The sequence below is a fragment of the Rhizobium freirei PRF 81 genome, from assembly GCF_000359745.1.
Taxonomy (GTDB): Bacteria; Pseudomonadota; Alphaproteobacteria; order Rhizobiales; family Rhizobiaceae; genus Rhizobium; species Rhizobium freirei.
The window spans coordinates 110266-134164 of sequence record NZ_AQHN01000056.1 but is presented as its reverse complement, the minus strand read 5'-3'; the positions used below and the strand labels follow the sequence as shown (position 1 = coordinate 134164).

Genomic DNA, 23899 nt, shown 5'->3' with positions numbered 1-23899 from the left:
CCATCCGGCATCATTCCGGATAGTCGGAGTCTATGACAATTGTTCAAAGCTTGCTTGATGGCAGAAGTTCGGCCAAAGAGGTGCCGGACATTCAAGGAGATGCGGCAACGATGAACAGCCCCTTTCTGATAGCTGGGGAACTGGAAGCCGGAAGCCACCGGCTGGTGCAGCGAGTCTATTACGAAGATACGGATTTTTCTGGGCTCGTCTATCACGCGCGCTACCTGCATTTCCTCGAACGAGGGCGTACGGACTATCTGCGCTGCCTCGGCGTGGAACAGCGCGAGCTCCTGAACGCTGATGAGGAAGGGCTGGTTTTTGTCGTCCATCGCATGGAGATCGACTTCAAGGGGCCGGCGCGCATGGATGATGTGTTGACGATCAGCACAGTCACCGAAAAGGCCGGCGGCGCCAAGATGGTGCTTTCCCAGGAAATACGTCGTGACGATACTTTGCTGATCGCCGCCAAAGTCATCATCGCCGTGATCAACGCCAAGGGGCGGCCGCGACGGTTACCCGAGAAGCTGGCTGCGCAGATGCTGGCCGCTTCGGAAACCGCCGGCTAGCATGCAATCCCGCCGGCTCAGCGGCAAGCGACGGACGGGAGCGGCGCAATGCTGAGCTTGCGGATGCTTGCAAAAACTTGAGTTTTATGAGAAGGAATTTGCCGTGCAAGATGTGCCGCGTCTGCCGCCTGCTTCGTCCGGTCAATTCTTTCCGGGAACAAGAATAGCCTTCGCCGCCGTTAAATCCTTCATGTTTTGACGCTAACATTCTTTTAACCATAATAGTGTCTTACTGCTTATGTCGGAGTTTGTGCGGTGCACGCCTTCCTTTGACCAAATTTGACGGCAAGAAGGCAGTTGTAAGCTTGGAAGGCTTGACCAGGGCGTTCAGCGGCGGCTGCCAAACATTTCTTGTGAGATCACTTTTAGCCGCCCGGTCTAGCGCCGGGCGTTTGGATTCGGGGATTTTGGATCAATGGAACAAGTAGCATTGGCAGCGGCCACCACACCGGACATCACGCTCTGGTCGCTCTTCATGCAGGCGGGCCTGGTGGTCAAGCTCGTCATGATCGGCCTTTTGGCCGCGTCCGTATGGACTTGGGCGATCGTCATAGACAAGTATTTGAGCTATGCGCGGGCACGCCGGCAATTCGATCAATTCGAGCAGGTCTTCTGGTCCGGCCAGTCGCTCGAAGAACTTTACCGCACGCTTTCGGAGCGCAACAATACGGGCCTCAGCGCCATTTTCGTCTCGGCGATGCGGGAATGGAAGAAGTCGTTCGAGCGCGGCGCTCGTTCGCCGATCGGTCTGCAGATGCGTATCGATCGCGCCATGGACGTCACTCTGGCGCGTGAGTCGGAACATCTGACCGCCCGCCTAGCATCGCTCGCGACCATCGGCTCCGCCGGTCCGTTCATCGGTCTGTTCGGTACGGTCGTCGGTATCATGACCTCGTTCCAGGCCATCGCCGGTTCGAAGTCGACCAACCTTGCGGTCGTCGCGCCGGGTATCGCCGAAGCGCTGCTGGCGACCGCCATCGGTCTGGTCGCGGCTATTCCCGCCGTTATCGCCTACAACAAATTCTCTGGCGATGCCGGCAAGCTTTCGGCGCGTATGGAAGGTTTTGCGGACGAATTCTCCGCCATTCTTTCGCGCCAGATCGACGAGAAGCTGCAGCCGCGTCAGGCGGCGCAGTAAACAGCGGACGGAACCGGAGTAGCTCACATGGCAATGTCTGTTGGAGGCAAGGGCGGTGGCGGCGGCCGCCGGGGCGGTCGTCGTGGCGGAGGCCGAGGCGGCCCGATCGCCGATATCAACGTGACGCCGCTGGTCGACGTCATGCTCGTTCTGCTGATCATCTTCATGGTCGCGGCGCCGATGATGACGTCGGGCGTGCCGATCGACCTGCCGCAGACGCAGGCAGGCGCGCTCAACGCCCAGACCCAGCCCATCACCATTTCGATCAAGTCCGACGGTCAGGTCTTCCTGCAGGAAACGCAGATCAACGTGACCGAGATCGCCGCCAAGCTGAAGGCGATCGCGACCACTGGCTACAACGAGCGCATTTTCGTGCGCGGTGACGGCAAGGCGCCCTATGGCGTGATCGCCGACGTCATGTCGCGCATCCAGGAGGCCGGTTACAAGAATATCGGTCTGGTCACGCAGCAGATAACGGATCACTGACGGATCGCCATGAAGCGCAGTCTTGCCACATCTGCGGTTTTTCACATCCTGGTGCTGATCGGCGCCATGGTGACGCTGAGCGCGCCGGCGCCTCTGGAGACGCCGGAAAGCACGGCGATGGATGTCGATATCGTCACGGCAGACCAGCTCCAGCAGGGTGAGAAGAAGGCGCCGGTGACGGATCACGTCTCGCGCAAGCAGACCACGAAGCAGGACCAGGTCGCCAACGCTCAGAATGTCGGCGAGAACAAAGTCGATATCAAGAACCCGGTCGTGCCGACTCAACGACCGGAGAGCGACACAGCGGCCCTGGCGCCGAAGAAGGTGGATGCGCCCGTTCCGCAGGACGATCCGCGGCCGAACGACGCCAAGACAATCGAGCAGCAGGAAACAGAGGCTGCGCCGAAAGAAGTGGCGGCCATCCCGCAGCAGAAGCCGGATGTGACGCCCACTCCGACGCCGAAGGCTGATCCGACGCCGCCGACACCGAAGGCCGATGCGACGCCGACACCGACACCGCCGCCGACCGAACAGCCGACGCAGCAGGCCGAGATCCAGCTGCCGAACAATGTTCCCGTACCGGACATAAAGCCGCAGCCGACGCCGCCGAAAGTTGTTGAGCCAAAGCCAGAGACCACGCCCCAGACGAAGCCGGAGCCCAAAGTGGCCGCCGCTAAGCCGACGGACAAGACCGCGACTCAGAGCATCAGCAAGGAAAAGTCCGCTGATGATGGTAAAAAAGACGCAGATAAGAAGCGCGAGTCCGCCAAAGGAGCCAAGTCGACTCCGAGCGATTTCAATGAGGATCAAATCTCGGCGATGCTGAACAACACATCGTCGAAGGGCGGTGCGAAGCGCTCGTCCCAGCAGGCCTCCGCCGGCGCTGATACGCAGGTCGCCTCGCGCGGCGGCATGAAATCGCTCGGCGGCGGCAAGCTCAGCCAGAGCCAAAAGGACGGTTTGCGCGATCTGATCGCCAAGAACTGGAATGTCGTCCCCGGCATGGAAGGGGCGAGCGATGTAAAGATCAAAGTTCATGTTCGTCTTGACAAGTCAGGTCAGATTGTTGGTGCACCGGAGGTCGCCGTCAGCGGCGGGCCGGCCACGACACAGGAAGCCCTAAGGGGCGCGGCTGAGCGTGCGGTGCTGAAAAGCCGAACCGATTTGCAGAAGGAAGTAAACGGCGGAGGGCTGTTGCCACCGGACAAGTATGACGGCGCAGATGGCTGGAACGAATTGGTGCTCAACTTCGATCCTAGGGACCTTGGGTTGTGATGCGGGGAGTACAGCTTTCGACGAAACACTGTTCCCGCTTCGGCCTGAGTTTGCTTATGGCCTTTGGGATTACGCTGGCCGGTTTCTTGTCAGCGCGGCCCGTGAACGCAACAGGCGTGCACCCTCTTGAGCGCGCGGCTGCGGAAAGTGTTCGCGAGAAAGTCGCTAAGTACTGGAACCTCACTCCGGGTCTGGCTGGCGTGAAGAATGTTCACGTTCGGATTCGCATCAGACTTGATCGCGGCGGACGGATTTCGGGAGAGCCTGAAGTCACCGCAAAGGGCGGCCCCAAAGAGACGCAGACTGCTGTTGCGGCAAGTGCAGTTCGCGCCGTCCTTCGGGCGGCACCTTTCAAGGATCTGCCGCAGACTCAATTCGATAATGAAACTCGTTCGGTCGAAGTCATCCTGAACTTCGAACCCGGCGACATGGCGCTTTAATGCTGAAAGGCTTGGCACATATGATCAGAAACTCCCTCGTTCGTCTCCTGCTGGTGCTGGCAGGCTTGACGGCAGCCCTCGCCACTCCGGCCTATGCCGTGGTCGAGCTCAACATCAACAAGGGCAATGTTCAGCCCATGCCGATCGCGATCACCGATCTTCTGTCGAATGACAGCCTCGGCCCGCAGATCTCGAGCGTGATCGCCGCCGACCTCCAGCGTTCCGGCCTGTTCGCACCGATCAACAAGCAGGCCTTCATCGAGAAGATCAGCAATCCGGATTCGACGCCGCGCTTCCCGGATTGGACAGCGATCAACGCGCAGGCGCTGGTCACCGGCCGCGTGACGCAGGAAGGCGGCCGTCTTCGCGCCGAATTCCGCCTGTGGGATACGTTCGGCAACAGCCAGATGGTCGGCCAGCAGTTTTATGCCCAGCCCGATAACTGGCGCCGTGTCGCCCATATCATTGCTGATGCGATCTATCAGAAGATCACCGGCGAGAAGGGCTACTTCGATACCCGCGTCGTCTTCGTTGCTGAAAGCGGCCCGAAGACGGCCCGCAAGACGCAGCTCGGCATCATGGATCAGGACGGTGCCAATGTGCGCATGCTGACCGACGGCAGCGACCTCGTGCTGACGCCGCGCTTCTCGCCGAACCGGCAGGAAGTGACCTACATGTCCTTCGCCAATCAGCAGCCGCGCGTTTATCTGCTGCAGCTGCAGACGGGTCAGCGCGAGCTGGTCGGCAACTTCCCCGGCATGACCTTCTCGCCGCGCTTCTCGCCGGATGGCCAGCGTGTGATCATGAGCCTTCAGCAGGAAGGCAACGCCAATATCTACACGATGGACCTGCGCTCGCGCACGACCACGCGTCTGACCTCGACGGGTGCGATCGATACTTCGCCGTCCTACTCGCCTGACGGCCGGCAGATCGCCTTTGAAAGCGACCGTGGCGGCAAGCCGCAGATCTATGTGATGAATGCGGATGGTTCCAACCAGCGCCGCGTCTCTTTCGGCGACGGCTCCTATTCCACGCCGGTCTGGTCGCCGCGCGGCGATCTCATCGCCTTCACCAAGCAGTCCGGTGGCAGTTTCTCCATCGGCGTGATGAAGACGGATGGTTCCGGCGAGCGCCTGCTGACGACCGGCTTCCACAACGAAGGTCCGACCTGGGCTCCGAACGGCCGCGTCATCATGTTCTTCCGCCAGCCGGCCGGCTCCGGTGGCCCGCAGCTCTTCTCCATCGACCTGACCGGATATAACGAGCAGAAAATCCCGACGCCGGGCTTTGCTTCCGACCCGGCATGGTCGCCGCTTCTCGAGTAGTGAAGGGACTGCCACTTTATCGCCGCAAAGTCCTGTGACTGGACCTTTTCCGGACAATTTTAGGACATCATTAACCATAGTCGTTGGAATTGGATTAACCGAACCCGGTTACAGTCTGGCAACCCTGATAGAGACTTAAGGAGAGACCGGCCATGAGCCGCATCGCTACCCCGGCCGTTGGCCATATGCAGAACCTCGCCCGCAACCCGATCATGATCGCGCTTTTCGTTGGCCTTTCTCTGGCCGGCTGCGCCTCCAAGAAGGGTCTGCCGAACGATGCCAACGGTCTTGGCCTGAATGGTGCCGGCAATGCTGCTCCGGGTTCGCCGCAGGACTTCACGGTCAATGTTGGTGACCGCATCTTCTTCGACACCGACAGCACCTCGATCCGTACCGATGCTGCGCAGACGCTCGATCGCCAGGCCCAGTGGCTGGCTCGCTATCCGAACTATGCAATCACCGTCGAAGGCCATGCAGACGAACGCGGCACGCGCGAATACAACCTGGCGCTCGGTGCCCGTCGTGCGGCTGCCACCCGCGATTACCTCGCTTCGCGCGGCGTTCCGGCCAAGCGCATGAAGACGATTTCCTACGGCAAGGAACGTCCGGTCGCCACCTGCGACGATATTTCCTGCTGGTCGCAGAACCGCCGCGCCGTCACCGTGCTGAACGGCGCCGGTTCCTGATCGGTCAAACGGCCAGTCCAGATGATAAAGGCGGCCTCAGGGTCGCCTTTGTTTTTTTGACCACACTTTGGCCGAACTCCGTTGCTTTTTGAGAGCAATTGTAAAAATCTCCTGTTCGAGCCCCTGGCCCGAAGAATCAATGAGACAGGACGATCCATATGAAAAAACTTGTTGTGGCGAGCATGCTTTGTCTCGCTGCTTTTGCAGGTAGTGAGCGCGATGCCTCTGCCATGTCGCTGTTTGGAATCCACCTGGGAGGCCGCGACACCTCCGCGCAGTCGGCGCCCAACAGCGCGTATCAGAGACAAGCCCAGTATGGCGGCGCTCCGGTCGTCAAAGTTCAGAGCAGCGATGCCGAGGTTCGCCTGCAGCGGCTCGAGGACCAGCTGCGCCAGTTGAACGGCCGCGTCGAGGAAATGAGCTATCAGTTGCTGCAAATGCAGGAACAGATCCGCAAGGCGCAGGAAGACAACGAGTTCCGCTTCCAGCAGATCGAGAAGCGTGGCGGCAGTGCGCCGGCCGGCGGCGCGATGAAGAAGAGCGAGGCCGATGTGCCGGCTCAGGGCACCGGCGGCAAGCAGGATGACGTTGCCAACGTCATAAGCGACTCTCAGAACGGCAATACGGCTTCCCCGCGGGGTGCCGGCACCGGCAAGCCGCCGTCCCAGCTCGGCTCGATCCAGTTCGATCAGAACGGCGGCCAAGTCGGCAGTTCGAATACCGGGACCGATAACGGTTCCGGCGCGCCGCCGAGCGCAGGCTCGGGGACGCAGACGGCCTCGCTCGGCAACGAAAACGATCAATACAAGGCCGCTTACGGCCACGTCCTGTCCGGCGATTATGGTGTCGCCGAACGAGAGTTCCGCCAGTATATCGACAGCTACCCAAGCAGCTCGCGGTCCGCGGATGCGAATTTCTGGCTCGGCGAAGCGCTCTATTCTCAGGGCAAGTATAATGAAGCGGCCAAGACCTTTCTGAATGCACATCAGAAGTACAGCACGTCGGAAAAGGCCCCTGAAATGCTTCTGAAGCTCGGCATGTCGCTTGCCGCGCTCGACAATAAGGACACCGCCTGCGCCACGCTTCGCGAAGTGGGTAAGCGCTATCCGAAGGCCTCCAAGGCCGTTACCAGCAAGGTCGCAAGCGAGCAGAAGCGGCTTGCCTGCTGATTGCCATGTCTGACGTCGCTGTGACCGGGGCAGCCACAGCCCTCGCGCCCGAAGTCGCCGCAGCCGAGTTTCTCCATTCGCTTGCAAAGCCTGCTCATATTCTGGTCGCCATTTCCGGCGGCAGCGATTCCACCGGGCTGCTGATCGCGCTGGCCGAGCAACTGAAATCCTTTCCCCATCCCGATATTACCCTTTCCGCCGCGACCATCGATCATGGTTTGCGCGCTGCTGGCGCCGACGAGGCGCGAGAGGTCGCCGCAGTCTGCGCCGTGCGCGGCATTCCTCATTTCATCCGTCGCTGGGAAGGCGAAAAGCCGAAGAGCGGCATCATGGCGGCTGCCCGCGAGGCGCGCTACGAACTGCTCGCCGATCTCGCCTGCGAAATTTCGGCCGATCTGATCGTCACCGCCCACACGGCCGACGATCAGCGCGAAACGATCGTCATGCGCGCGCAGCGTCGAAGCGGGGGCGGCGATGAAACCCGCACAGGCATCGCCGATGCAATGCTGTTCGATCGCCGCATCTGGATCGTCAGGCCGTTTCTGGCCTGCCGGCGCATGGATATTCGGGCTTATCTCGAAAGGCATGGCGTCTCCTGGCTCGACGACCCCAGCAATGAGGATATCCGCTACGAACGCGTGCGGACACGCATGCGCCTGGCGGAGGACCCGATTGCTGCTCCTCCCGCAGATGGCGGTGCGAATCGCGCCCTGCTTTCCGGCAAGGCGGCGTTGTGGCTGGACGAGCATGTGACCATTCATGCCGATGCGCTCTGCGTCATCGACCGGGCTGGCCTATCCGCCGATGCTGAGGTTTTCGCCTATGCCCTCTCTTATCTTACGGCCGCCTTCGGTGGGGACGCCTATGGGCCTGGCCGCCAGCAGATGGAACGCATTCTCGATTTCGTGAACAAAGGGCTGCCGGGACGCCGCACCGCAGGCGGAGTGGTCTTCGACCTGCGCCGTGAGACGCTTTGCCTCATGCGGGAAAGCCGCAACATCAAGCCGCTGGCTCTGGCGCCAGGTGCCGGCGGCATTTGGGATCGCCGTTTTGAGGTGACCAATCGGGGCCGGTCAACGATCTGCGTCCAAGCGGCCGGTGCGGATAGTGCACTGATTTTTCCGCCGAATTTGCCGCGGGCGGCAGTGCGGCGGGCTCGGGCTGCCCTGCCTCTGATTGTACCGGAGGAGGCCGGCGTGGCGCCAACTGTGGCGGTCGTACCCTATCTTGCACCCTTCGACCGCTTTTTGACACGATTCGACCTCATCTTTGCGGATCGGCTTTCGATCGCTTTTGGCCGTCAAGCCTATAGGCGGCTGCCGCTTTCGGTCATATAGACGGAAAAAGGCATGCGCCGACGCGGTTTGCCTTGGCAACGGCTTGGCGCAACCCTATGTTAGAGATCAAGTAATGCCGTCGCTTTGCGCCGGAAGTTTCAGTGCTGGGGAGTTCGATGAACCCTAATTTTCGTAATTTCGCTCTGTGGGCAATCATAGCTCTGCTGTTGATTGCTCTGTTCAGTATGTTTCAGAACGCGCCGGCACAAACAGGCTCCAGGGAAATACCTTATTCGCAGTTCCTTCGGGAAGTTGATTCCGGACGCGTCCGTGACGTTACCGTCACCGGCAATCGCGTCGTCGGCAGCTATGTGGAAAATGGAACACCCTTCCAGACCTATGCTCCGGTCGTGGATGACAGCTTGCTTGAACGCCTGCAGAACAAGAACGTCAACATTGTCGGCCGTCCCGAATCGGATGGTTCGTCGAGCTTCCTGAGCTATCTCGGCACGCTGCTGCCGATGCTACTGATCCTCGGTGTCTGGCTGTTCTTCATGCGGCAGATGCAGGGCGGCTCGCGCGGTGCGATGGGCTTCGGCAAGTCCAAGGCCAAGCTTCTGACGGAAGCGCATGGCCGCGTCACGTTCGAGGACGTCGCAGGTGTCGACGAAGCCAAACAGGATCTGGAGGAAATCGTTGAATTCCTGCGCGATCCGCAGAAGTTCCAGCGTCTCGGCGGTCGCATCCCGCGCGGCGTTCTGCTTGTGGGACCTCCCGGTACGGGTAAGACGCTTCTGGCGCGCGCCATCGCCGGCGAAGCTAACGTGCCGTTCTTCACCATTTCCGGTTCCGACTTCGTTGAAATGTTCGTCGGCGTCGGCGCAAGCCGCGTCCGCGACATGTTCGAGCAGGCCAAGAAGAATGCGCCTTGCATCATCTTCATCGACGAAATCGATGCCGTCGGTCGCCATCGTGGCGCCGGTCTCGGCGGCGGTAACGACGAGCGCGAACAGACGCTGAACCAGTTGCTGGTCGAAATGGACGGTTTCGAGGCCAATGAAGGCATCATCCTGATCGCGGCCACCAACCGTCCCGACGTTCTCGACCCTGCGCTGCTGCGTCCGGGCCGTTTCGACCGCCAGGTCGTGGTGCCGAACCCGGATATCGTCGGCCGCGAGCGCATCCTCAAGGTCCATGCCCGCAACGTTCCGCTCGCTCCGAATGTCGATCTGAAGACGCTCGCTCGCGGCACACCCGGTTTCTCAGGTGCAGATCTGATGAACCTTGTCAACGAAGCTGCCCTCATGGCTGCCCGCCGCAACAAGCGCCTGGTGACGATGCAGGAATTCGAAGACGCCAAGGACAAGATCATGATGGGCGCCGAGCGCCGTTCTTCGGCGATGACCGAAGCGGAAAAGAAGCTCACCGCCTACCACGAGGCTGGCCATGCGATCACGGCGCTCTATGTCGATCTCGCTGATCCGCTGCACAAGGCGACCATCATTCCGCGCGGTCGTGCGCTCGGCATGGTCATGCAGCTCCCCGAGGGCGATCGCTACTCGATGAGCTACAAGTGGATGGTGTCGCGCCTCTGCATCATGATGGGCGGCCGCGTCGCCGAAGAGCTGACCTTCGGCAAGGAAAACATCACCTCCGGCGCATCCTCCGACATCGAGCAGGCGACCAAGCTTGCCCGCGCGATGGTGACCCAGTGGGGCTTCTCCGACGAGCTCGGACAGGTCGCCTATGGCGAGAACCAGCAGGAAGTGTTCCTCGGTCATTCCGTCTCGCAGTCGAAGAATGTTTCGGAAGCGACTGCGCAGAAGATCGACAACGAAGTGCGCCGCCTGATCGACCACGCTTACAAGCAGGCCAGAGACATCCTCACGGAACAGCATGATGGCTTCGTGGCGATTGCCGAAGGCCTCCTCGAATATGAGACGCTGACCGGCGAAGAGATCAAGGCGCTGATCCGCGGTGAAAAGCCGGCGCGCGATCTCGGCGACGACACGCCGCCGAGCCGCGGTTCGGCAGTGCCGAAGACCGGCGCGAAGAAGGATGGCACGCTCGGCACCAAGGGCGATGAAGCTGAAGGCGGTTTTGAACCTCAGCCACGCTGACGCACGGAGCCGATTGATTATGCAAACGAAGAGGCCAGTTCTCCTTTGAATAGGGATCTGGCCTCTTTTTGATGAGTGAGAGTAACGAAGGGAAGCCGAGGTTGCAGTCGATGGTAGCCCGACCATCGATAATAACCCGAGTGCTGCACTCGGTAAGCCGACACTACCTTACTGAAGATCGGATATCTCTGTGCGTGACGCATCTGTGATCCTCAGCTCAACCATTACCTGCCCGATCTGCCGCTTTGCGGCGACCGAAATCATGCCGACCGATGCCTGCCAGCATTTCTATGATTGCAAGGGCTGCGGTGCCATCCTTCGGCCGAAGCCCGGCGACTGTTGCGTGTTCTGTTCATACGGAACCGTTCCTTGCCCGCCGGTCCAGATGCAGGAAGGGCAACGCCGTTAAGGATGTGCGAGGGTAGTATACGTTTTCAACCGCTGCCATACCAACGGCCACTGCATTTACGCCGATAGACTAGGAGGCTGGTTCCGTTTCATTGGGGATCAGCCTTTTTTAGTGCTTATTAATGGTAACGCGTTGTAATACGCTTTCTTGGTAATTTACGTGCCGAGTTTTGCGATCTATGGCATGAGCCTCAAGCATCGATGTTCGCGCCGCCCACGGAATTCAGTGGAGGTGAACGGGATGCCGCAGTCCCACAGAGGGACGCTGCAATCACGGGAGTGCATATGAAACGTCGCTATTTCGGAACCGACGGAATTCGCGGTCAATCCAATACCTATCCGATGACGCCGGATCTTGCCATGCGCGTGGGTATCGCTGCAGGCACGATCTTCCAGCGAGGCAGTCACCGTCACCGAGTGGTCATCGGCAAGGACACGCGCCTTTCCGGTTACATGCTGGAGAACGCGATGGTCGCGGGCTTCACGGCCGCCGGCGTTGATGCCTTCGTTCTCGGGCCTATTCCGACGCCTGCCGTCGCGATGCTGACGCGTTCGCTGCGCGCCGATATCGGTGTCATGATTTCCGCCTCTCACAATCCGTACGAAGACAACGGCATCAAGCTTTTCGGCCCCGATGGCTACAAGCTGTCCGACGATCTTGAAATGAAGATCGAGGACATGCTCGATAGAGATATTTCGGAGCATCTTGCCAAGGCCGAGAATATTGGCCGTGCAAAGCGTGTCGACGGCGTCCATGACCGCTATATCGAACACGTCAAGCGTACGCTGCCGCGCGACGTCACGCTGCAAGGGCTGCGCATCGCCATCGACTGCGCCAATGGTGCTGCCTACAAGGTTGCCCCGGCCGCCCTTTGGGAGCTTGGTGCCGAGGTCGTGACGATCGGTAACGAGCCGAACGGCACGAATATCAATCTGAACTGCGGCTCCACCAGCCCGGTAGCGTTGCAGAAGAAGGTGGATGAAGTGCGTGCCGATATCGGCATCGCGCTGGATGGCGATGCCGATCGCGTCATCATCGTCGACGAAGCCGGCACGATCATCGATGGCGATCAACTGATGGCCGTTATCGCCGAAAGCTGGGCCGAGAGCCAGCTGTTGCGTGGCAATGGCATCGTGGCGACCGTCATGTCCAACCTTGGTCTGGAACGCTTCCTGGACGAGCGCGGCCTGTCGCTCGCCCGCACGGCCGTCGGCGACCGCTATGTCGTCGAGCACATGCGCCAGAACAATTTCAATGTCGGCGGCGAGCAATCCGGCCATATCGTACTTTCCGATTATGGGACGACGGGCGACGGCCTCGTCGCCGCCCTGCAGATCCTTGCCGCGGTGAAGCGCACCGGCAAGCCGGTCAGCGAAGTTTGCCGCCGTTTCGAGCCGGTGCCGCAATTGCTGCGCAACGTGCGTATTTCCGGTGGCAGGCCGCTGGAAGACAGTCAGGTGCGCAAAGCGATTGCCGATGCCGAAAGCGAACTTGCCCGCAATGGCCGCCTGGTGATCCGCCCGTCCGGCACCGAGCCGTTGATCCGCGTTATGGCGGAGGGCGACGATCGCAGCCAGATCGAACGTATCGTCGGCGGGCTGATCGACGTCATCTCGAGCGTGCGCACGGCCGCCTGAGCGGCAGATCGGACATCATCGTCAATCAGATCGACGGCCGCCTTTAACGAGGGCGGCCGCGCTGCTTTGTCGCTCTTCGCAGGTTGGTTGTTTATTGGAACATTTCGCCGGGATAGGCGCCCCAGAGCTTGTCCTGTCTGACATAGCCCCGCGCCGAATGTTCCCTGGCGGAAACGCGACACCAGGCTCCGGTGCAGGAGTGCAGCGACAGCAGAACGCGCGGCTGCAGCTGGGCAACCGGCGTGCCGGTCGGTTCCGGATTGGCGCGCAGCATGGCGTTTTTCGTCAGCCAAGGGGCAACAACGGCCATGCGCGTTCCGGAGAGGAGGGCGCTGTGCATCCATCCGGTCACGCCGGTATAGTCGCGAACCTGCCGCCAGTGGCCATACTCGTCGATGATTTCCATCGGAAGGCCAGGCTTCATGTAGATCCATTTCGTCGCATAGATCGTCGATGGGCCGACCCGCATGCGCGCCTTTTGAGCCTTGAGCGAAGCGAAACGGGGGATGGGCAATCCCGTTTCGCGCCCCTTGTTCCATGCCGTGGCGGCGACGGGCTTTACCGGCATCGCATGGGCTTGAGCGATGGAGCCCAGGAAGGCGAAGATCAGGCACAGGCAGGTGCATATATTCCGTTGGTAGGTCAGTGACTTCCTCCTGAGTGAACTCACGGCTGCACTGTAGCGATCGGATTCTTGCCAATTGGTTTAGAGGTTTCTGTAAGACCGCCCGCCCGAACCTATGCTTTGCCCGGTGCGAGTGCGCGGAGGGTTCTCGTATCTCTCTATTTTTGCTTATTATTTATCGTTACATAATATGCCTGATACAGTATAAGTCTTCAGTAAAACAAGGTAAACATTCGTAGTTAATCAGGTTTTAACTCCTTTTCCTCATTATTCCGCTCAGGTCTTTTCGATTGGCAAGCATCTGCTGTGCCAATGGCAAGAAATTTGGAGCCAAAACCATGATGAAAACCGTGATCGGCGCACTTGCCAGTTTGCTTGTCGGCACGTCAGCCTTTTCTGCAGATCTTTATACGCCAGAGCCGCAGCCGCAGCCGGAGGTGGCTGTCGCCCAGTCCAGCGGTTGGTATCTGCGCGGCGATGTCGGCTACGCCTTTGCGAACCTGCGCGGCGCGAACTATTTCCAGGGGTCCAATGCCAGCCTGGTGGATTTCGACAGCGCGAAGCTTGATGGTAACCTCACGCTCGGCGGCGGTGTCGGTTATCAGATCAACAACTATCTCCGGACCGACGTGACGCTGGACTATCTCTTCAAGTCCGATTTCAAGGGCTCGACGAAGGGCGATTGCGGCGCCTGCGGCCCGGGTTTCACGGCTGTGCCTGCGACCTCTCGCGATCTGGCGTCGATGACGGCCTATAGCTTGCTTGCCAACGCTTATGTCGACCTCGGCACCTACAGCGTATTTACGCCCTATGTCGGCGCCGGTATCGGCGGCACCTATGTCAAATGGGACAAGCTGAACAACACGTCGTGCTCGGACGCCAATCCGGACTCTTGCGACGGATCCGTCAATCATAATGGCCGCGGCAGCTGGCGCTTCACTTATGCGCTGATGGCCGGTACCTCCATCGACCTGAGCTGCAACCTCAAGGCTGATGTCGGCTATCGCTACCGTCATATCCAGGGTGGCGACATGTTCGGCTACGCGGAAAATGGCGGCCCTGGCTACGACAAGGGCATCAACCTGCATGAAGCCCGCATCGGTGCCCGCTACACCTTCGGCGGTTGCCAGACTGCAAGCTACATGCCGCCTGCCGATATCCCGGTCCAGCCGGTCTACAAGTAAGCGCTTTTTGCATAAGATATTGAAAAGCCGTCCGGTTTCCCTCCGGGCGGCTCTTGCTTTTCCATCTTCTCGTTAAGCTAATTTCCCCCGCTTTAAACCTTCATTAACCATGAATTCCCTATGGTTAATGAAATGAGAATGGCGGCTTCCCGGTCACGGGCTCTCTTTCGAGCCCTTGCCGGAGCAACAAAGGCCAGCGGTTCGATAGGCGGGCATCCGCACTTGGATGGAAGGCGAGGGGTAATGATCCGTTTTGACGCTTTGGCGCTGGCCGCAGCGATCGCAGGCGCATCGGCCGGTGCTGCCCTTGCCGGCGATGCGCCGCCTGAGATCAAGATGGCCGAAGTGAGCGTCAAGGACGCGAAGGGATGGTACGTGCGCGGCGATCTCGGCTACGCCGTCAATGCCAGCCGCAGCGCCACGACGTTGCGCACCTACGATCCGGCCGGCGGCAGCTATAGTTCGGGTCGCTTCGATTCCAACCGCTTCGGCGGCGACTTTTCCGGCGGGTTGGGTGTCGGCTATCAGTTCAACGATCTGTTCCGTGCAGACGTCACCGGCGACTTCTTCAGCGACGATTTCAATGGTCGTATCTCGAGCGATATGCCCTGCTCCGGCGGGGCGGGGGGCACCGGTTGCTCCACCAAGGCGCGCTCTTCCTTCAGGGCGGGCAGTCTGATGGTGAACGGCTATGTCGATCTTGGCACGGTCGCCGGTCTCACACCCTATGTCGGCGCCGGTCTCGGCGCGACGCGGGTTTCCTGGAGCAGCGTCAATGCGATCGGTTCGTGCGTCGACGGCATTTCGGGCTGCGGCGGCGCGGCCTCCGTCAGCACGCGCTATGCCGGGGACAGCGATTGGCGCTTGACCTATGCCTTGATGGCTGGCGTTGCCTATGAGGTTGCGCCGAACGTAAAGGTCGATCTCGGCTATCGCTTCTCCCATATCGCGGGCGGCGACATGTTCGGTGCTTCCGCTGCTGATTCGGCGGCGGGCGCCGGCATGATGGGGCGCGATGGCGCGCTGTCGCGTCATGAGATAAGGATCGGTCTCCGGATCACCACCTGGTAGGCCGGTTAGAGCATTTCCGCTCTTCTTCGAATCGCGAAAACGCTCTATCCTCTTGTTTCTTTACGTATTCCGGACGGGAAACAGCCGCGCACTTTTCCTGGAAATGCTCCAGCTACCGCTTCGTCAGAACGTAAGCGATCCGTCGGAAGAAATCCGAAACACGAAACAGATGTGCGGGTATCCTCCGCCACGCCGAGGATTTGGCGGCACGATAGTCGCGGCGCCAGCCGACCATCGTAAGTCCCTTCAGCCGGCTGAAGCCGGCGACATTGGTGCGGGTGGTGAATATGGAGATCTGTGTATCCCAGCCGCGTTCGATGGCGACATCCCAGGGGAGGGACATGACGGTCAGCGACTTCACGATTCTCTCGGCTCCACTGCGCGTGACGAGATAGCATGCCGTCGAACCCTGGGGACCGAAAAGGCAACGGCCGACAACGTCCCCCTTCCGGCTGCCCGCCATCGTGCGAAAGCCGTGCCAGCGATGATTGACGAGCTTGATCAGATCGGCCGTGGGTGCGGCCTCTTTGGCTGCCATGGCGCGATCGAGGAAATCCCCGCCCAGAGCCACATCATCTTCTATGACGACGGCTATTTCGTCGCTGCTGGCCAGAAATTGGCGCAAGGCCATCAGGTGGCTGCGGTAGCAGCCGTATTCACCGGGCAGGATGGTTCTGCCATGCCGCCGTTGAAAGCGCGCGTGGTCGACATCGATCCATTGCGACCGGGGGACAAGCGCGCCGTCGACGCCATTGATGCGCTCGAACCGGAAATTGAATTCGCTGCTCTGCCGCTGAATTTCCGCCAGCCTATCCGCCGCTCGGTCGATGTTGATCAGATAGATTGGTATGGGCTGAGCAGGCTGAAGAGGGGCTTTGGCGAGTGCAGTTATGGACATCGAGCACACTTGTCATTTTCCGGTGACGCCAATCGGTCGGCGTCGATCTGATATGAGTACGGATCGTCACCGAAACCAGCTTTGTGCAGCTAAACTTAATTTGATTGCATTGCGCGTAGGTTGCCTTGATCAAGCCTTCTCCATGAATTGGTGAAGCGGTGGCGCCCGTGTATTTTGCTATTGCGCTTACGAGCGGCTTCCAATATACCCGGCGGCGGGACACTCCTCCCCAACGAGGAGCTTTCTATCTGAGAGGATAGCATCATGACTAAGCTCGCCAAGCCGGACATCCGTCCGGATAATACCCATTTCTCTTCTGGTCCATGCTCGAAGCGCCCCGGTTGGACGCTTGACGCTCTTTCCGACGCGGCCCTTGGCCGTTCGCACCGCGCGAAGGTCGGCAAAGCCAAGCTGAAGCAGGCCATCGATCTTACCCGTGAAATTCTTGAGGTGCCGGCGGATTATCGCATAGGCATCGTTCCGGCTTCCGACACCGGCGCCGTCGAAATGGCGCTCTGGTCGCTGCTCGGCGACCGTGGCGTCGACATGCTTGCCTGGGAAAGCTTCGGTGCCGGCTGGGTCACCGATGTCGTCAAGCAGCTGAAGCTCAAGGACGTGCGCAAGCTTGAAGCCGGCTACGGCGAGCTGCCCGATCTTTCCGCTGTCGATTTCGACCGCGATGTGGTCTTCACCTGGAACGGCACCACCTCCGGCGTGCGCGTTCCGAATGCCGATTTCATTCCGGCCGATCGCAAGGGCCTGACGATCTGCGACGCCACCTCGGCAGCTTTCGCTCAGAACCTCGATTTTGCCAAGCTCGACGTCGTCACCTTCTCCTGGCAGAAGGTTCTGGGCGGCGAGGGCGCACATGGCGTCATCATCCTGTCGCCGCGCGCCGTCGAGCGCCTGACCACTTACGTACCGGCCTGGCCGCTGCCGAAGATCTTCCGCATGACCAGCGGCGGCAAGCTGATCGAAGGTATCTTCACCGGTGAGACGATCAACACGCCTTCGATGCTCTGCGTCGAGGACTATATCGACGCTCTGCTGTGGGCCAAGGACCTCGGCGGCCTGAGGGCGCTGATCGGCCGTGCCGATGCCAATGCCAAGGTCATCCATGATTTCGTCGCCGCCAACGACTGGATCGCCAATCTCGCCGTCAAGGCCGAGACGGAATCCAACACGTCCGTCTGCCTGAAGATCGTCGACAAGGATGTCGTCGCTCTCGATGCCGATGGTCAGGCGAACTTCGCCAAGGGCCTGGTCGCGCTGCTTGAGAAGGAAGGCGTCGCTTATGACGTCGGCCACTATCGTGACGCCCCGTCGGGCCTGCGTATCTGGGCAGGTGCGACCATCGAAGCTGCCGACATGCAGAAGCTGATGCCCTGGCTTGCCTGGGCCTTCGAAACGCAGAAGGCGACGCTCTCCCAGGCTGCTGCCTGAGGTTTGAAGCGTTTATGGCTCCGCCAGAAGAGGCGGAGCCCAGCATCCCGAAATTCTCGTTGTTTTCACGCAATTCCGACCGGAAAACCGTTTCGCATTTTTCGTGGAATTGCTCGTCTTAGGTGACTTTTTCAGGAGGCCTCCATGGCACCTCGCGTTCTCGTATCCGACGAACTGTCGGAAACCGCCGTCCAGATCTTCCGCGATCGTGGCGTTGAAGTCGATTTTCAGCCGCAGCTCGGCAAGGACAAGGATAAGCTGTTCGAAATCATCGGCAATTACGATGGTCTCGCCATCCGTTCGGCCACCAAGGTGACCGAGAAGATCATCGAAGCGGCGAAGAACCTCAAGGTCGTCGGCCGCGCCGGCATCGGCGTCGACAATGTCGATATTCCGGCTGCCTCGCGCCGCGGTATCATCGTCATGAACACGCCGTTCGGCAATTCGATCACGACCGCCGAGCACGCGATCGCGCTGATGTTTGCGGTTGCTCGTCAGCTTCCATCTGCCGATGCCTCGACCCAGGCTGGCAAGTGGGAAAAGTCGAAGTTCATGGGTGTCGAAATCACCGGCAAGACGCTCGGCGTCATCGGCGCCGGCAATATCGGCTCCATCGTGATTGCTCGCGCCATCGGCCTGAAGATGCATGTCGTTGCCTACGACCCGTTCCTGTCGAAGGAGCGCGCCGAGGAAATGGGCGTCACCAAGGTCGAGCTCGACGAGCTCTTTGCCCGCGCCGATTTCATCACGCTGCATGTGCCGCTGACGGACAAGACCCGCAACATCATCGACGCGACTGCGATCGCCAAGATGAAGCAAGGCGTTCGTATCATCAACTGCGCCCGCGGCGGTTTGGTCGACGAGGCTGCTCTTGCTGCCGCCATCAAGTCTGGCCACGTCGCCGGTGCTGCTTTCGACGTCTTCGAAGTCGAGCCCGCCAAGGAAAGCCCGCTGTTCGGCCTGCCGAACGTCGTCTGCACGCCGCATCTCGGTGCCTCCACCACGGAAGCGCAGGAAAACGTAGCTTTGCAAGTGGCCGAGCAGATGGCGGACTATCTCGTCAAGGGCGCGGTTTCCAACGCCATCAACATGCCTTCAATCACCGCTGAAGAAGCGCCGATCCTGAAGCCGTTCATCAAGCTTGCCGATGTTCTCGGCGCCTTCGTCGGCCAGGTCACGGAAGATCCGATCAAGGAAATCGAGATCCTCTACGACGGCGTGACGGCCGGCATGAACACGAAGGCTCTGACGAGCGCATTGCTTGCCGGCCTGATCCGCAATCAGGTTGCCGACGTCAACATGGTTTCGGCGCCGATCATGATCAAGGAAAAGGGCATCGTGCTTGCCGAAGTCAAACGCGACAAGACCGGCGTCTATGACGGCTACATCAAGCTGACGGTGACCACCGACAGCATGACGCGCTCCGTTGCCGGCACCGTCTTCTCGGACGGCAAGCCGCGCTTCATCCAGATCAAGGGCATCAATCTCGACGCCGACGTCGGCAACCACATGATCTATATCGCCAACACCGACGTTCCCGGCATGATCGGTTTCATCGGCACGACGCTCGGTTCCGCCGGCGTCAACATCGCCAACTTCCAGCTCGGTCGCGACAGGCAGGGCGGCGATGCCATCGCGCTGCTCTATGTCGATGGCCCGCTCGGCGACGATGTGCTTGCCAAGCTGACTGCGCATCAGGCCATCCGTCAGGCGAAGCCGCTGGTGTTCGCAGTCGACTAAGCTGGCCTGCCTTCGAAGGGCGGTAGCCACAGAGTTTGCTCCTCTTAAGAGCCAGTCCGAAAGCCCGGCGCGATGCGAGTTGCGCCGGGCTTTTCCGCGTGGTTGTGAGGGTTGTGGATAAGCTCGGCCTGCAGACTATCGGGGCCGGCCAAACACGCCTATTTCTTGTGTGATGGAGGCTTTGCGGAAGAACATTCTCGGGGAAGGGATGGGCACGCCGATCGGATGGCTTGCCAAACCTGTCTCCGTGGCCATCGTACTGTTTGCCCGGGCCGTTACTGCAGTGAGGGCCATATGGCCCGAGAGCGGCATGCCTACCCGCCGCTGCGTCTATTTCGCCAACCATTCCAGCCATGGCGATTTCATCCTGATATGGACTGTCCTGCCGTCGCGGTTGCGCCGGCGCGTCCAGCCGGTGGCCGGCGCCGATTATTGGCTGAAATCGCCGCTGAACAGCTTCATCGGCCGCGATGTGTTCAACGCCGTGCTGATCGAGCGCGATCGCGAGGCGCGCAAGGAAGATCCGGTCACGCAGATGACGCAGGCGCTCGACGCCGGCTCTTCCCTGATCCTGTTTCCGGAGGGCACCCGCAATCTCACCGAACAGCCGCTGCAGCCGTTCAAGAGCGGGCTCTTCCACCTTGCTCGGGCTCGCCCGGATATCGATCTCGTTCCCGTCTGGATCGACAACCTCAACCGCGTCATGCCCAAGGGTGAATTCGTGCCTATTCCGCTGATCTGCACCGTCACCTTCGGCGAGGCGCTGCATATTGGCGAGACAGAGGAGAAGGCGGATTTCCTGGCGAGGGCCGAAGCGGCCCTGCTGGCGCTTGCGCCCAAGCGGGCGGGAGACTGAGCATGAGTGCGGCAAGCGCCGATCTGATCCACCTCGTTCTCGGCATTTTCGGCGTGCTGATCGTCGCCTCCATCATCGGCTATGTGCTGGAACGGCGCTTGTCGCCCGATGGATCGAATGCCGCGATCGAAAACCTGAATGCCCGCATCAAAGCCTGGTGGGTGATGGTGGTGCTGATCGGCATCGCCTTCGTCGCCGGGCGGGCCGGCGTCATCCTGCTCTTTGCCTTCTGTTCTTTTGCGGCGCTACGCGAATTCGTGACGCTGATCAATACGAAGCGAGCGGATCACTGGGCGCTTGCCGCGGCCTTCTTCGTAGCGTTGCCGGTGCAATATTACCTGCTCTGGGCCGAGCAATACGGCATCTATTCGATCTTCATTCCGGTTTACGCCTTCCTCTTCATGCCGATCATCGCGGTGCTGCGCGGCGATACCGAGCGGTTTCTGGTGCGCATCGCCGAGGTGCAATGGGCGCTGATGATCTGCGTTTTCTGCGCCTCGCATGTGCCGGCGCTGCTCACTTTGCATATTCCGGGCTATGAGGGCCGCAACGTGCTGCTGATCGCCTTCCTGGTGATCGTCGTGCAGCTCAGCGACGTGCTGCAATATGTCTGGGGCAAGCTCTTCGGGAAAACGAAGATCGCGCCGCGGCTGTCTCCGTCTAAGACGGTGGAAGGGTTTGTGGGGGGCGTCATCAGTGCCTCGTTGATCGGGGCGGCGCTTTGGTGGGTGACGCCCTTCACGCCGCTGGAGGCCGGACTGCTCGCCTTCGTCATCACGCTCATGGGTTTCTTCGGCGGGCTTGTCATGTCGGCGATCAAGCGGGATCGCGGCGTCAAGGATTGGGGCCACCTCATCGAGGGGCATGGCGGGTTGATCGACCGCCTGGATTCGGTCGTCTTCTCCGCGCCGATTTTTTTCCATCTCGTGCGCTACTGGTGGTCGCTGTCATGAGGGAAAAGCTTAAAGCGCTTGCCGGCAGCAGCATCGTGCATGTGCTTTTTGCCTTCCTTGCCATGGGCGGCTGGGCCGTTTTCGCCAATCGCATGCACCCGATGCCGCGCCCCCTGATATCAGGCTTCGTGCAGGGCGTACTTTCGGGCTGCCTGACGCTGTTTTTGAAATCCGTAGTCGAGGCTCTGTCGCGACGCTTCCGCGGCTTTGCGGCCCTTTGGGCGCCGCCGCTGATCGCCTGCCTGGGCTCGGCAACCATTCTGATCGTCATCCATATGCTGAGCGGCACGCCGGAGATCTTGAAGACGATTGCCGTGCCGCTGCTGGTCTCCTCCAGCTATGCAGCCATCTACAATTACTCGATATCAGGCGGGAGGCGTCGAAGCCATGAGGGGTGAAGAGCCATGACAGGTGAGGGGCCATGACAAACGAGGGGACGGGCGACAGGCGGCCGCTGGCGAGCCGCAACACGCGATGGGCTCGGACGCTGGCGCGGCGCATGACCGCACTGTCGGTGACGCCGAACCAGATATCGCAGGCGAGCATGTTGATGGCGGCGCTGGCGGGCGGTTCCTTCTGGCTTTCGGGGAGCGCTGGCAGTGTGGGGACGCGTGTGGTCCTGCTGATCCTTGCGGCCCTGTTCTGCCAGTTGCGGCTCCTCTGCAATCTGCTTGACGGCATGGTCGCCGTCGAAGGCGGGAAGGGCGAAGCTGACGGACCGTTCTGGAACGAATTCCCGGATCGCGTTGCCGATATCCTGATCTTCGCCGGGATTGGCTATGGTATCGCATCGCCGGGGCTTGGCTGGGCTGCGGCAGCCCTCGCTGTGCTGACCGCCTATGTTCGCGAGCTCGGACGTGCGACGGGAAATCCGAGCGATTTCGGCGGGCCGATGGCCAAACAGCATCGCATGGCTGTGGTCACGGGTGCGGCCCTTCTCTCCATCATCGAGGCCCTCTGGAGCGGTGGTAGCTGGGTTTTGACGATTGCGCTCTGGATCGTTGCCATAGGCTCTGCCGCCACCGTTTTGCGGCGCGCAGGCAATTTGATCGGGCATTTGAAGGCCAGGGGATGATTCGCGATTTCGCCCACCCCTTGCATGGGTTGGCAATCCTTTCTATATCCGTCCACAATTGAGGCTGACCGCAAAGAGCGGCCGAAGGCCCCGCATGAAAATTCGCCGTTTTTGCGTGGCATCCAGCGGCGAGAAGCATGATCCCGAAAAGTGCGCAGCGGTTTTTGGATAAGTTCATGCGAAATCAAACAATGAGAGTGTGGCGACGTTTCGAAGAAAAGTCATCCCGCTCGGCAGCATCGAAGATCGTTCAAGACTGGCGGCAACGACCGTGAATACACTGGATTTTGACAAGAGGCCGGAAGATACCCGCGTCGTCGTCGCCATGTCGGGCGGCGTCGATAGCTCCGTCGTCGCCGGCATTTTGAAGCGGCAGGGCTATGATGTGCTCGGCATCACGCTGCAGCTCTATGACCATGGCGCGGCCGTGCATCGTGCCGGCTCCTGTTGCGCCGGCCAGGATATCGACGATGCGCGCCGCGTCTGCGAGACGCTCGGCATCCCGCATTATGTGCTCGATTACGAAAAGCGCTTCCGCGAAACGGTGATCAACCCGTTCGCCGAGAGCTATGTCGCCGGCGAGACGCCGATCCCCTGCGTTGCCTGCAACCAGACCGTCAAGTTTGCCGACCTTCTGTTGACCGCCAAGGAACTCGGCGCGGATGCGCTGGCGACCGGCCATTACATCCGCTCGCGTCCGAACCCGTCCGCCGAGCATCCGCATCGCCGTGCGCTCTATCGCCCGGCCGATGCCGATCGCGACCAGAGCTATTTCCTCTTTGCGACCACGCAGGAGCAGATCGACTATCTGCGCTTTCCGCTCGGCGGCATGCCGAAGTCGGAAACGCGGGCGCTTGCCGAGGAGATGGGCCTTGTCGTCGCCAAGAAGGCCGACAGCCAGGACATCTGTTTCGTGCCGCAGGGCAAATATTCCGACGTGATCGCCAAGCTGAAGCCGAATGCGGCGCTTGCCGGCGAGATCGTCCATCTCGACGGCCGCGTGCTCGGTCACCACGAAGGCATCCTGCATTATACGATCGGTCAGCGCCGCGGCATCGGCATCGCCACGGGCGAGCCGCTCTATGTCGTCTATCTTGACGCCCGTTCGCGCCGCGTCATTGTCGGACCGAAGGAAGCGCTGGAAACGCATCGCGTCTATCTGCGCGATGTCAACTGGCTGGGCGACGAGCCGCTGTTGCAGGCGGCATCCGGCGAGGGCTTTGCCTGTTTCGCCAAGGTGCGCTCCACCCGCGCCCCGGCCCCGGCCGTGCTGCATGCCGATGCCACCGGGATCTATGTCGACCTCACCGTCGGCGAAGCGGGCGTCGCTCCGGGACAGGCCTGCGCGCTCTATTCGGCACCGGGCGACGACGCCCGCGTCTACGGCGGCGGCTTCATCGAACGCTCGGAAAGAGAGCCGATGGCGGAAGCTTCTTTGAAGGCTTTGCTGGCGAGCCCGGTCGCGGCTTGAAGGGCGAAAGAGCCGGCTCAAGAGAAAGCACTGATTTTTCCAAATCATCCGCTTG

General features: G+C 60.6%; 23 protein-coding genes. 21 read left to right on the top strand and 2 right to left on the bottom strand.

From position 1 onward, the window contains the following. Positions 1-110 precede the first annotated feature (110 nt). The 12 genes from ybgC (at position 111) to glmM (ending at position 12528) form a co-directional block, all read left to right on the top strand. Complete coding sequence (gene ybgC, locus RHSP_RS12615) at positions 111-566, top strand: tol-pal system-associated acyl-CoA thioesterase (RefSeq protein WP_037151940.1); 456 nt, start codon at positions 111-113, stop codon at positions 564-566. 415 nt (positions 567-981) lie between these two features. After that, positions 982-1704, top strand: coding sequence for a protein TolQ (gene tolQ / locus RHSP_RS12610; protein ID WP_037151581.1), 723 nt, complete (start codon positions 982-984; stop codon positions 1702-1704). A 27-nt stretch (positions 1705-1731) separates the two neighbouring features. After that, the gene (gene tolR, locus RHSP_RS12605; RefSeq protein ID WP_037151579.1) at positions 1732-2190 is read left to right on the top strand and encodes a protein TolR; all 459 of its coding nucleotides are present in this window, start codon (positions 1732-1734) and stop codon (positions 2188-2190) included. Between the two features lie 9 nt (positions 2191-2199). Next, the gene (locus RHSP_RS12600; protein ID WP_037151576.1) at positions 2200-3465 is read left to right on the top strand and encodes a hypothetical protein; all 1266 of its coding nucleotides are present in this window, start codon (positions 2200-2202) and stop codon (positions 3463-3465) included. Positions 3466-3521: 56 nt separating this feature from the next. Further along, complete coding sequence (locus RHSP_RS12595; protein ID WP_004117300.1) at positions 3522-3905, top strand: hypothetical protein; 384 nt, start codon at positions 3522-3524, stop codon at positions 3903-3905. Positions 3906-3925: 20 nt separating this feature from the next. Further along, complete coding sequence (gene tolB, locus RHSP_RS12590; protein ID WP_037151933.1) at positions 3926-5230, top strand: Tol-Pal system beta propeller repeat protein TolB; 1305 nt, start codon at positions 3926-3928, stop codon at positions 5228-5230. 152 nt (positions 5231-5382) lie between these two features. Next, positions 5383-5916 carry a peptidoglycan-associated lipoprotein Pal gene (gene pal, locus RHSP_RS12585; protein ID WP_004117292.1) on the top strand — a complete coding sequence of 178 codons (534 nt, stop codon included), beginning with the start codon at positions 5383-5385 and terminating at the stop codon, positions 5914-5916. A 158-nt stretch (positions 5917-6074) separates the two neighbouring features. After that, positions 6075-7085, top strand: a complete 1011-nt coding sequence (gene ybgF / locus RHSP_RS12580; protein WP_037151573.1) for a tol-pal system protein YbgF — start codon at positions 6075-6077, stop codon at positions 7083-7085. 5 nt (positions 7086-7090) lie between these two features. After that, the gene (gene tilS / locus RHSP_RS12575; protein ID WP_004117290.1) at positions 7091-8422 is read left to right on the top strand and encodes a tRNA lysidine(34) synthetase TilS; all 1332 of its coding nucleotides are present in this window, start codon (positions 7091-7093) and stop codon (positions 8420-8422) included. Between the two features lie 116 nt (positions 8423-8538). Beyond that, the gene (ftsH, locus tag RHSP_RS12570; RefSeq protein WP_004117289.1) at positions 8539-10482 is read left to right on the top strand and encodes an ATP-dependent zinc metalloprotease FtsH; all 1944 of its coding nucleotides are present in this window, start codon (positions 8539-8541) and stop codon (positions 10480-10482) included. A 205-nt stretch (positions 10483-10687) separates the two neighbouring features. Beyond that, a complete protein-coding gene (locus RHSP_RS35580) occupies positions 10688-10891 on the top strand; it encodes a GDCCVxC domain-containing (seleno)protein (protein WP_240535422.1) in 204 nt (67 codons plus the stop codon). Positions 10892-11175: 284 nt separating this feature from the next. Then, positions 11176-12528: a phosphoglucosamine mutase gene (gene glmM / locus RHSP_RS12560; RefSeq protein WP_037151568.1), complete on the top strand. Its 1353-nt coding sequence runs from the start codon at positions 11176-11178 to the stop codon at positions 12526-12528. Positions 12529-12619: 91 nt separating this feature from the next. On the opposite strand, the gene RHSP_RS12555 is transcribed toward glmM, so the two are convergent. Next, positions 12620-13198, bottom strand: a complete 579-nt coding sequence (locus RHSP_RS12555; RefSeq protein WP_240535419.1) for an SH3 domain-containing protein — start codon at positions 13196-13198, stop codon at positions 12620-12622. A 293-nt stretch (positions 13199-13491) separates the two neighbouring features. Between RHSP_RS12555 and RHSP_RS12550 the strand changes: the two genes are divergently transcribed. Next, positions 13492-14337 (top strand): outer membrane protein, encoded by an 846-nt coding sequence (locus RHSP_RS12550; protein ID WP_004117282.1) that lies wholly within the window; start codon positions 13492-13494, stop codon positions 14335-14337. 243 nt (positions 14338-14580) lie between these two features. Further along, entirely contained in the window at positions 14581-15408 is an 828-nt protein-coding gene (locus RHSP_RS12545) for an outer membrane protein (RefSeq protein WP_004117276.1), read from the top strand. A 112-nt stretch (positions 15409-15520) separates the two neighbouring features. On the opposite strand, the gene RHSP_RS12540 is transcribed toward RHSP_RS12545, so the two are convergent. Beyond that, on the bottom strand, positions 15521-16306 hold the full coding sequence (locus RHSP_RS12540) for a glycosyltransferase family 25 protein (RefSeq protein ID WP_051074075.1): 786 nt from the start codon (positions 16304-16306) through the stop codon (positions 15521-15523). A gap of 264 nt (positions 16307-16570) precedes the next feature. Here RHSP_RS12540 and RHSP_RS12535 point away from each other — a divergent pair, with 264 nt between their 5' ends. The 7 genes from RHSP_RS12535 to mnmA all read left to right on the top strand — a co-directional run bounded on the left by RHSP_RS12535 (position 16571) and on the right by mnmA (position 23844). Next, positions 16571-17749: a phosphoserine transaminase gene (locus RHSP_RS12535; protein ID WP_004117274.1), complete on the top strand. Its 1179-nt coding sequence runs from the start codon at positions 16571-16573 to the stop codon at positions 17747-17749. Between the two features lie 144 nt (positions 17750-17893). Next, entirely contained in the window at positions 17894-19489 is a 1596-nt protein-coding gene (gene serA / locus RHSP_RS12530) for a phosphoglycerate dehydrogenase (RefSeq protein ID WP_004117273.1), read from the top strand. Between the two features lie 208 nt (positions 19490-19697). Then, the gene (locus tag RHSP_RS12525) at positions 19698-20345 is read left to right on the top strand and encodes a lysophospholipid acyltransferase family protein (RefSeq protein WP_051074074.1); all 648 of its coding nucleotides are present in this window, start codon (positions 19698-19700) and stop codon (positions 20343-20345) included. Between the two features lie 2 nt (positions 20346-20347). After that, positions 20348-21298: a phosphatidate cytidylyltransferase gene (locus RHSP_RS12520; protein WP_004117271.1), complete on the top strand. Its 951-nt coding sequence runs from the start codon at positions 20348-20350 to the stop codon at positions 21296-21298. Then, complete coding sequence (locus tag RHSP_RS12515; protein WP_081615312.1) at positions 21283-21696, top strand: hypothetical protein; 414 nt, start codon at positions 21283-21285, stop codon at positions 21694-21696. The genes RHSP_RS12520 and RHSP_RS12515 overlap by 16 nt, the downstream gene beginning before the upstream one ends. A gap of 23 nt (positions 21697-21719) precedes the next feature. After that, entirely contained in the window at positions 21720-22373 is a 654-nt protein-coding gene (locus tag RHSP_RS12510) for a CDP-alcohol phosphatidyltransferase family protein (protein ID WP_004117265.1), read from the top strand. Positions 22374-22644: 271 nt separating this feature from the next. After that, positions 22645-23844 carry a tRNA 2-thiouridine(34) synthase MnmA gene (mnmA, locus tag RHSP_RS12505; RefSeq protein WP_004117263.1) on the top strand — a complete coding sequence of 400 codons (1200 nt, stop codon included), beginning with the start codon at positions 22645-22647 and terminating at the stop codon, positions 23842-23844. Positions 23845-23899: the final 55 nt, after the last annotated feature.